The 9156-nt window shown below is 35.1% G+C and carries 8 protein-coding genes and 5 tRNA genes; 7 read left to right on the top strand and 6 right to left on the bottom strand.

The window, feature by feature from the left end; genetic code table 11:
* Both HNS40_RS20960 and HNS40_RS20955 read right to left on the bottom strand, forming a co-directional pair.
* Positions 1-218: transposase family protein (locus HNS40_RS20960; protein ID WP_172284634.1), on the bottom strand; the 218-nt coding region annotated here is incomplete at its 3' end.
* 113 nt (positions 219-331) lie between these two features.
* Positions 332-2266 (bottom strand): translation factor GTPase family protein, encoded by a 1935-nt coding sequence (locus tag HNS40_RS20955; RefSeq protein ID WP_172284632.1) that lies wholly within the window; start codon positions 2264-2266, stop codon positions 332-334.
* Between the two features lie 107 nt (positions 2267-2373).
* Here HNS40_RS20955 and HNS40_RS20950 point away from each other — a divergent pair, with 107 nt between their 5' ends.
* Together HNS40_RS20950 and HNS40_RS20945 are read left to right on the top strand one after the other, a co-directional pair.
* Positions 2374-4278: an ATP-dependent DNA helicase RecQ gene (locus HNS40_RS20950; protein ID WP_172284630.1), complete on the top strand. Its 1905-nt coding sequence runs from the start codon at positions 2374-2376 to the stop codon at positions 4276-4278.
* Between the two features lie 61 nt (positions 4279-4339).
* The gene (locus tag HNS40_RS20945) at positions 4340-5083 is read left to right on the top strand and encodes an outer membrane beta-barrel protein (RefSeq protein ID WP_172284628.1); all 744 of its coding nucleotides are present in this window, start codon (positions 4340-4342) and stop codon (positions 5081-5083) included.
* Between the two features lie 613 nt (positions 5084-5696).
* Here HNS40_RS20945 and HNS40_RS20940 read toward each other — a convergent pair.
* From HNS40_RS20940 to HNS40_RS20925, 4 genes are all read right to left on the bottom strand, one after another.
* On the bottom strand, positions 5697-5846 hold the full coding sequence (locus HNS40_RS20940; protein WP_172284626.1) for a hypothetical protein: 150 nt from the start codon (positions 5844-5846) through the stop codon (positions 5697-5699).
* 88 nt (positions 5847-5934) lie between these two features.
* A complete protein-coding gene (locus HNS40_RS20935; RefSeq protein WP_172284624.1) occupies positions 5935-6207 on the bottom strand; it encodes an HU family DNA-binding protein in 273 nt (90 codons plus the stop codon).
* A gap of 169 nt (positions 6208-6376) precedes the next feature.
* Entirely contained in the window at positions 6377-7354 is a 978-nt protein-coding gene (gene fmt, locus HNS40_RS20930; protein WP_172284622.1) for a methionyl-tRNA formyltransferase, read from the bottom strand.
* Between the two features lie 82 nt (positions 7355-7436).
* On the bottom strand, positions 7437-8135 hold the full coding sequence (locus tag HNS40_RS20925; RefSeq protein ID WP_172284620.1) for a tol-pal system YbgF family protein: 699 nt from the start codon (positions 8133-8135) through the stop codon (positions 7437-7439).
* A 154-nt stretch (positions 8136-8289) separates the two neighbouring features.
* Here HNS40_RS20925 and HNS40_RS20920 point away from each other — a divergent pair.
* From HNS40_RS20920 to HNS40_RS20900, 5 genes are all read left to right on the top strand, one after another.
* Positions 8290-8362: transfer RNA gene (locus HNS40_RS20920), tRNA-Thr, on the top strand.
* Positions 8363-8393: 31 nt separating this feature from the next.
* Positions 8394-8475: transfer RNA gene (locus tag HNS40_RS20915), tRNA-Tyr, on the top strand.
* Between the two features lie 9 nt (positions 8476-8484).
* Positions 8485-8560 (top strand) — tRNA-Gly (locus HNS40_RS20910).
* A 189-nt stretch (positions 8561-8749) separates the two neighbouring features.
* A tRNA-Thr gene (locus HNS40_RS20905) sits at positions 8750-8822 on the top strand.
* A gap of 28 nt (positions 8823-8850) precedes the next feature.
* Positions 8851-8932: transfer RNA gene (locus HNS40_RS20900), tRNA-Tyr, on the top strand.
* The last annotated feature ends 224 nt before the right edge of the window (positions 8933-9156 follow it).

Here is a 9156-nt window from a genome sequence, read left to right as displayed (position 1 = left end):
TCTTCAGAAGGTATCCCGTTTGGTAACTGAAGAAATGTTCTTAAAAATACTTCTTTTGATTGAGCAAACTCTCTCATTTGTTTCCATGTTACTGCGCCACAAATGACCGAAATTATTCCCACAAGAAGGATATCGGATATATTGTGAAGTTGGTTTATATGGCTCCTAGGATCGTCTATAGTACCAAAAATACTTATTAGATTGTTTGTCGTTTTCATTCTTTATATCGTATTGATTATCAATACAATATAGTGATTTATTCTTTAGTATATACGTATATAGTATTTTTATATATTATTTTATTTGTTAAAAAAGGGTGCGTCCGCCCTGGCTACTGAATGGCCTTACGAGCCTTTAAAATATACTTAGATCTATCTAAAGGATTAATGCCTTTGAATTCTCTAATCACTCCTAAGTCATCCTCCACTTTTTCATAATGATCAAAAACCATGGACAAGCTTCCACGTCCACCTGTTTTGGCAGCCAATTTAATTGGATAATCCATTGAAGTTGCTGCTGGAAAAATCCCTTCTAATTTCATTTGATTATTTTCGATCCTGGGCTGCTCAAAACTACCTCTCATCAACATAATATCGGAGGTAATACCACCCAAACTTTCCTCTGGAGCCTCTATACTAAACTTCATCATAGGTTCTAATAATACCGAGCCTGCATTTTTCAAGCCATCCATTATAGCCATAGGAGTAACAATCACAAAATCACCTGCTTTACTATGAATATTATGATGTGCTCCTTCTTCCAGCGTGATTTTTAAGTCAGTAACTTCCCAGCCTTTCATTCCCTGTTCAAGAGGTCTAGTTATGGTTCGCTCTACTTCTTTTTGATATTTCAATAAAACATCATTCACACCAACTATGGATTTATATTGAACTCCACTTCCTAGCTCCCCTGGTACTAATTGAAATTTCACCACTGCCCAACAGGGTTTTGGCATGGTATAAGCATCATAACCATAAGCTTCTGACGCAATCGTTTCTTTATAAATAACAGATGGCGTATCAAACTCCACATTTAGTTGAAATCGATCCTGCATAAGCTGCTCTAAAATCTCTATCTGAATGGCACCATTAATTTTCAAATGGAATTCCTCTTCCTCTCTAAACCATTGAAAATCTAATAAGGGATCTTCTAGATTCAATTGTGTCAAAGCTTCTGAAAGGTTAAAATAATCTTGCTTCTCAATTGCTTTTACCTGAGTCCTAAGAATGGGAACCGTATTAAAACCCAAACTTCTTGTGGACTTATTCTTTCCAAGAACATCGCCAATTTGAACATTAGAAAATCCAGCTATTGCAATAATATCGCCTGCCCTAGCCTCCTCTATATCTTTTAGTTTTTGACTAAACACACTTTTAAGCTGATTTACTTTTTGCTCCTCTGCTAATCTCTGATTATAAACTAATTGTTTTTTGGCCATTTTTCCAGAAAACAATCGAACATGCGCTAGCGTCCCCAGTTGCGAGTCTTGAGAGATTTTGAAAATAATAGCTTCTAATTCTTCTGAACTCTTATTATTTCTCGACTTATTAAATTCAACTAAATGCTCCAATAGTAATTTTATGCCAAGTCCTACTTTGGCAGATGCAAATAATACAGGAAAAATAAGTGCTTTCTCTATCTGTTCAAAATAAGCCTTCTGTAACAATCCTTCATCAATATTCTCTCCCGATACAAACAATTCCAAAATTGCATCATTGTTCTCCGCTATTATTTCAATTAAATCTTCATTAGATGAATTCTTTAAAACTATAATATCATCCTTTGCTTCAACTTTCTGAACAGCGACCGCAGAAGAAGATAGTTCTTCCTGGATTTCTTTGAGGAGGTCTTCGTGATAAAAATCCTCTTTATCCATTTTATTCACCACAAAAAAAACAGGCAAGCCCAGCTTCTTAAGTAATTTCCAGATGATTCGGGTTTGAGCCTGCACACCTTCGTAAGCCGAGATTACTAAAACCACCATATCCACGGCCAATAAACTCTTTTCTACTTCCGAGATAAAATCCGCATGACCAGGGGTATCTATTATATTAATCTGATGCTTCTTATATTCCAAACTCATATGTGAAGCCATCACACTTATTCCACGCTCTTTCTCCACATTCAGAAAATCGGAAACGGAAGTTCCTTTATCCACTTGTCCGACAGATTTCAAAACACCTGTATGAAATAGTAACTGCTCGGTTAAACTAGTTTTACCTGCATCTACGTGAGCCAATAGTGCAATATTTAATATCGGTTTCAAATTTTATTTTTAGTATTTTTGGTTTTCAAAATAAAGCGCAATGAACAAAAAAATTCCCATTCAATTGTTCATTTCGCTATTTAACGCAAAATTAGTACCTTTAATTCATGCAAGCAAGTAGACAAATACTAATTAAATATTGGGGGCATGCCAATTTCAGACCCAAACAGGAGGAAATAATCCAATCTGTGCTAGATGGTCATGACACCCTCGCCCTACTTCCAACAGGAGGAGGAAAGAGTATTTGCTATCAAATCCCTGGTTTATTGATGGAAGGAATTACTATCGTGGTGACACCTTTGATTGCTTTAATGAAAGATCAGGTTGAGAACCTAAAGAAAAGAGGGATTCCTGCCGTAGCTCTTTATTCTGGACTAAATATAAGAGAACACGAACTTGCTATTAATAGATGTACTCATGGTGATGCGAAATTTCTTTATCTTTCTCCTGAAAGATTGATTTCTAATAAATTCTTAGAAACATTAAATCAGTTAAGAGTTAATTTAATTGCTGTTGATGAAGCACATTGCGTTAGTCAATGGGGTTATGATTTCCGTCCTCCCTATTTAAGAATCAGTGAAATCAGGCATTATTTCCCTAAAGTGCCTGTTATTGCATTGACAGCAACGGCAACCATTAAGGTTGCTGAAGATATTCAAGCTAAACTAGCGTTTAAAAATGCCAATTTCTTTTCAAATAGTTTCGCACGCAAAAACTTAGTTTATTTTGTAAGTAAAGAAGAAAACAAACTCGAAGTATTATTAAAGATGGCTAAAAAGCAACAAGGTTCGGGAGTTGTATATGCCAGAAATAGAAAGAAAACTAAAGAGATTGCTGAGTTTTTACAAAAAGAAAATATAAGCGCTTCTTATTATCATGCTGGCCTCGATTCCAGACAAAGAGATCACCGACAAAAAGAATGGATGGAAGGCCGCATCAGAATCATGGTTTCTACCAATGCTTTTGGAATGGGTATTGACAAAGATAATGTACGATTTGTGGCACATCTTGATATTCCTGACAATCCCGAAGCCTATTTCCAAGAAGCTGGAAGAGGGGGGAGAGATGGAAAAAAAGCATTTTCTGTTATTTTATGGGAAAATGCTGACTTACTTAATTTGAAACGGAACTTTGAGACAAGCTTCCCTCCCATTGATACCATCAAAAAAATATATCAAGCTCTTGGAAACTATTTACAATTAGCGGTTGGAAGTGGAGCCGGCCAGAGTTTCAATTTTGATTTGGCTCAATTTTCAAGACAGTACAATATTTCACCATTGATTGCCTTTAACAGCATTAAAATTCTTGAAAAAACTGGGATTATCATGATGAACGAAGCCATGTACAAACCCTCTAGAATAAAAATGCTTTTAGAAGGTGGCGACCTATATCGCTTTCAAGTAGATTTTCCCAAATATGACAACCTCATCAAATTCCTACTTCGTACCTATTCTGGATTATTTCAACTTCATACCAAAATAAATGAAGTTCAGATTATGAATACTTTCAACATTACTAAAGAACAATTACAGTCTTCTTTTAAAATGTTGAAGAAACTCGGAGTGTTGGATTATGAACCCGAAAACAATCAACCCCAAATCACTTATATATCGGAAAGACTAAAGAATACCGACCTATATTTCTCTCCTGAAAATTATGAGCTAAGAAAAAAATCAGCAGCATCAAGACTAAAAGCCATAACCAAGTATGTCGATAGCAATCATAAATGTAGAAGTCAGATACTTCTATCCTATTTTGGAGAAGTCAATAGCAAACGATGTGGATTTTGTGATGTCTGCCTAGAACGTAACAAAACACAACTCAGCAAGTTAGAATTCGATAACATAGTTGAACTGATTAAACCCATTCTTAAAAACACACCGGTACAGTTAGATGAATTGATTTTCGCGGTGGAAAGTGATGAGGTCGACAAATTACTAAATGCAATACAGTGGTTACAGGATAATGGTAAAATCCGTGAAGACTTAGAACATCATTTGTATTGGGTGTAAAAACAAGTTCTAAATAATCCCCAGAATACCTATATTTGCTGAAAATTCTAAACTATTTAAGATGAAAAAACTAATTATCCTTATAATCGCAATTCTACCTTTATTATCCTTTTCTCAAAAAAATGAATTAATGCTCGGTTTATCCATAGGAATGAGTAGTCCTTTAGGAGATTTCGCAAGCAACGAATATATTATCGATGAAAATAATGAACTTATTAGTCAAGGTCAATTCGCGAAAACAGGTTTGGCCTTTGATTTTTCAGCCAGTTATCGTTTGGGCTATTATGCTGGGTTTGCAGGTAGAATAATTGGAGGAACCAATAAAACAGACAATGGCACCTATTCTGATGCCATGACAGAAATATTACAAAAAGACGAAGCGAATTTAAGTGTATTAGCTTCTTCAAAAGGATGGGGAAACGGAGGCCTTATGGCTGGCGCTTATTTTGTATTACCTATTCAAGACTTATATATTGATGCCAGAATAATGGCTGGCTATATGGTTTTATTTGCACCACAAATTAGATATTACATTTATGAAACTGAAGAAGACCTTGGTAATGACGAAGCTTTTGTAAGACAAAAGTACAGTGCTGGTGGATTTGCTTATGATATTGGCTTGGGAATAAAATATAAATTTGGTGGTAATAAATTCTTACAGCTTAACGGTGACTATATTGGAAGCAAAATAGTTAAGGATAATATTAAAACATTAAATCCTTTTACACAGGATGAAGAATATGTAAATATGGATATTGAATATCAAAACCTAACTTTTACTATAGGCCTTGGATATATGTTCTAATAATAATCCTGCAACCTGAATAATTTCAATATGAAGATGTTATTGAATTAGCCAAAGGTTTAATAGGAAAGGTTCTATTTACTTGTTTTAAATCGCACACTACTTTCTGCATAATTACTGAACAGAGGCCTATACTGGAATAACAGACAAAGCTTCTCATGACTATATCATTAGGATAATGACTCGAATGGAAAAAATGTATTAAAGAGGAAGCTGTGCATTCATATTTCTCATTTATAGAATACAAAGTCTTTTCAACATAATGACAATAAAGTAGAAATCCTACACCTTGTTTTCATCAGCGGAGCCTATCCGATAGTCGGCCTAGATATCTTTAAAAATAGAGCTAGTTCAAATAAATTTAATCATTTATCTATGAATGGGTCAGGAAAGCTATTCAAGCTTATGGGCATTCATCATTCTGTTGATGGGATTCAACTAAAAAATGCGGGCTGTACAAAAGATGGTTATTGGATAGAAGATTTAGATTAGTCTAAATCACCTAAGAAATATATAGAAGACAGTTCTATAGAAGGCATTTATTATACTGAGGAAGACGCTTTGATTCCTTATCAACATTATCCCACTTAAAAACGAAACGACTTTAGAGATTCTAGAAAAGATTAGAAAACCAATCAATAACTGAAGTCCCTTTACGAGTCGCGATAATATAAATAATAATGATCTGTTCAATGGTAAACAAAGCAATTACTATGGTCTTGAGCTTAGAGCTTTTATTACCTTCTTCTTCTTTTTGCATCATAATAATAAAAATTGGTTGGTAAATATAAATAAAAAAGCTCTGTGATGAACACAGAGCCTTTTATACTTCAAGCAAAATGTAAATTTTTTTACTTTACGCCTTCTGCTAATTCATTACCTGGTTTAAACTTGATAACTTTTTTAGCTGCAATTGTAATTTCTGCTCCTGTTTGAGGGTTTCTTCCTTTGCGAGCTTCTCTCATTGATACAGAGAAAGATCCAAATCCAACTAATGCTACTCTTTCACCTTTTCCTAAAGAGTCGCTTGTTGCTTTAATAAATGCATCTAGAGCTTTTTTTGCGTCAGCTTTTGTTAAACCTGATTCATTAGCCATTGCTTCAATTAATTCTGCTTTGTTCATTTCGTAAGATTTTAATTAACACATTTGATTTTCATTCATGCAAATATAACTGAAAATACTAGAAATGCAAGTGTTACAGAAGTATTTCGCTAAAAAAAGCCATATTTATTCACTTTTGTTAATAAAAACGGTGTTTTTGTGAATAAACATAGGTCATACAGCACGTCGATCACACCGAAAACCTCATGTTTTCATCAAAAGAAAACCCTCGTAAAAAATCCGCAGCTTTCATTCTCTTTTTACCCTGAAGCTGCAATTCCGAGACTTCCAAACAAAAATCATCTGTATGAACCAACAACTTTTTACCGTTTTCCAAACTCAAAGAACCAGGCGAAAATTGGCTTAATATTTCAGTTTTTGAAACTGCATAAATTTTCATACTTAAGCGATTACCACCAGCCAATCCTTCCAACCAAGTCCAAGCTGTGGGATAAGGACTTAATCCTCTAACTTTATTATATATTGTCGCAGCATTTTTATTCCAATGAAGCAAACCATCCTCTTTGAATATTTTAGGAGCATGTTTGATATTTTGCTCCTTTCCTAATTCCTCCTGAACCTTTGTTAACACACCACCCTCTGCTATCATTTTCACAGTATCAACAACGAGCGTTGCTCCTAAAGCCATTAGTCGGTCATGCACATCCCCTGCTGAATCCGATTCATTAATAACACAAGATCTTTGTTCGATAACTTTTCCAGTATCTATTTCATGATCTAAAAAGAAAGTAGTGACTCCTGTCTCTGTTTCACCATTAATGATAGCATGATTAATAGGAGCTGCTCCCCTATATTGTGGCAACATGGAACCATGCAAATTAAATGTTCCTTGAGGAGGCATAGCCCATACCACTTCTGGCAGCATTCTAAAAGCCACAACTATTTGCAAATCGGCTTGCAGGGATCTTAGTTCTTCTAAAAATACAGGATCTTTTAGCTTTAAAGGTGTCAAAAGTGGTAATTTATTCTCCAATGCATATCTCTTCACTTCGGACATTTGTAATTTCTTTCCTCTACCAGCCAGTTTATCGGGAATAGTTACCACTCCAACAATATTGCAATCTGCTTGCACCAATGCATCTAAACTAGCCACAGCAAATTCGGGCGTTCCCATAAATATTATTCTAAGTTTATCTTTCATCCTCATTCATTTTGTAAGTGCAAAAATAACACATAAAAAAAATACCTGAACTTAAAAGTTCAGGTATTTTTTATGGAATAGTTATAAACTATTTATTTTGTTTTCCTTTCAAATATGCAATGTATTTATCAGCTTGTCTACCTTCAGTAGTTTTAGAAAATTCTTGTTTTATTCTTTCATGCAAGCCCAAAGCTTTAGCAAAATCACCTTTGCTCTCATAAGCTAAAGCAGCTTTCTGAAGAAATACAGGAGAGGTAAACTCATTTATTTTTTGATTTGCTGCATCTAAATAATAATTAATAGCCTTATCAGTATCGCCTAACTCCATATATGCATCACCAATTGCACCCATTGCCATTGGAGCAACAACTTGATCGTTAGCAGAAAATCCCTTAAGGTAAGTAATAGCATCTTCGTACTGTCCTAGCTTCAAATAACAGACACCAGCGTAATAATGAGATAGATTAGCACTTTTAGTCATTCCGTAATCAGAAATAATATCTAGAAAGCCTAAATGAGCACCATCTCCATTTAATGCAAGATTCAAAGAGTCTTGAGCAAAATACGTTTCTGCACTCGCTATTTCAATTTGAGCATCTTCTTCTAATGGTTGTAAGTAATATTTATCAAAACCAAAGTATGCAACTACTATCACTACTATGATTCCAATAACAGTAAGAATAGTTTTCTGATGTTTCTCAATGATTTGTTCCGATCTGGTCAAAGCTTCTTCTACTGCTTCAAATCTTTCTTCTGTAAGATCTTTAGTATTTTTTTGTTGTGCCATTTTCATTTTTATTTTAGAAGTGCAAAAGTAGTTTTTTTTGCAAAATATCCGAGCGAAAAATAAAAAAAATAAAAAGTTTGACGTTTTTTCGAAAAAAGCTTGCAGATTTGAAAATCTTATATACTTTTGCACCCGCTTTAAAAGCAAAATGAGCGCCGATGTAGCTCAGTTGGTAGAGCAGCTGATTTGTAATCAGCCGGTCGGCGGTTCGAGTCCGTTCATCGGCTCGTTCTTTTAAAAGATTGAGAATAAATTGTTGGGGGGATTCCAGAGCGGTCAAATGGGGCAGACTGTAAATCTGTTGGCTAAGCCTTCGGAGGTTCGAATCCTCCTCCCCCCACAAACCTTAGCGGGAGTAGCTCATTTGGTAGAGCGAAAGCCTTCCAAGCTTTAGGTGGCCGGTTCGAGCCCGGTCTCCCGCTCCAGATACAAGCTTCTAACTTATTTTAGTTAGAAGCTTTTTTTATGTCCATATAAATTATTTTTCCTCCCTAAATATTGATTAATAACGAGATAGAAATTGGGCTAAAAATTTATCTAAGGATATTGTAAAAATCACTTGTAGAATTAAAAATCTTCTTTATTTTTGCAGCCGCTTTATAAGCAAAATGAGTGCCGATGTAGCTCAGTTGGTAGAGCAGCTGATTTGTAATCAGCCGGTCGGCGGTTCAAGTCCGTTCATCGGCTCGTTCTTTTAAAGATTAAGAATAATGTTGGGGGGATTCCAGAGCGGTCAAATGGGGCAGACTGTAAATCTGTTGGCTAAGCCTTCGGAGGTTCGAATCCTCCTCCCCCCACACTCAAAAAGCATCTTACTTTAATTAGTTTGATGCTTTTTTTGTGTCTTGATGTTAGTGAAGAATGGAAATCAATCTCGACTATACTGCAAGTTCCGGGTCAAGAACAAAACCTGGGGGGATGAGCTAAAATGTTATACTTTTGAAAAAAAGAATCACATCAATTATGCAAAATGATTTGGCTATTATGAGTTTGTTTTTTCCAGAAGGCATGCTCGACTATT

Origin of the sequence: Lentimicrobium sp. S6 (assembly GCF_013166635.1) — a bacterium.
In the GTDB taxonomy this organism is placed as follows: Bacteria; Bacteroidota; Bacteroidia; order Bacteroidales; family UBA12170; genus UBA12170.
Note: the sequence above shows the minus strand (reverse complement) of the source record. Positions and strands in the feature narration are given on the sequence as shown.